The organism is Neisseria sp. P0009.S007 (assembly GCF_051962515.1).
Map to the genome: position 1 here is coordinate 1 of NZ_JBQCVF010000739.1, position 839 is coordinate 839.

General features: G+C 54.4%; 1 protein-coding gene. It reads right to left on the minus strand.

Annotation, left to right across the window (positions count from 1 at the left end; all coding sequences use genetic code 11):
• On the minus strand, positions 1 to 839 hold an 839-nt coding region (locus ACTHS3_RS16045; RefSeq protein WP_440368513.1), incomplete at both ends, for a PDZ domain-containing protein.

Here is an 839-nt window from a genome sequence, read left to right on the forward strand (position 1 = left end):
CCGAAAAATTTGAGGGTCGTCCACGAATAGTTGACGGTTTTGTTCCAACCCAATTCAAAGGCTTGGGCAACGGAAGGCGTATAACGGTAGCGGATGGTTTTATCCCACTCTTTATCCGCCTGGGCGGCAAGCCCTGCTCTACCTACCAGCACGCCAGCCGACTGCTCGACGCTGTCCGGCCGGATAGCGGTTGCCAGCACTTTGCCGTCGCGCTCGTAAGTCAGTTCGATTCGTTGGCCGGGGCTGGCGCGGAAAAGTTCCGTCCATGCCTGCCAGCTTTCGATGGGCTTCCCATCGGCGGTCAGCAGTTTGTCGTTTTCCTTCAAACCTGCTTTTTCGGCCGGACTATCAGCCAAGACTTTGCCGATGCGGTTAGTAATTCTAAAAGGCAAAAGGCCGATGTTGCCTTGGCTTTTCGCAACTTTACCTGCTTCAGGCGTGCCGGCGGCATCAATTATGCGGACGGCTTGGGTATTTGAGGCCGTCTGAACAGCGACTTTTACAGGACCAGATTCAAGGTTCAACACCATCTCGGTTTGCGCATCGCTCCAGTCTTTAACGGCAATTCCGTTGACCGATACAATTTTATCGCCTGCCTGAAAACCTGCTTTGGCGGCAATACTGGCAGGCTCGACCATGCCGACATAGGGGCGCAACTCGGTTACGCCGAAGGAAAAGCTCAAACCGTAAAGCAAAACGGCCAAAATCAAATTAGTCAAAGGGCCGGCGGCGACAATGGCGATGCGCTTGGCCGGATGCTGTTTGTCAAAGGCGTAGGGCAAATCTGCTTCTGCCACCTCGCCTTCGCGCGTATCGACCATTTTAACGTAACCGCCCAG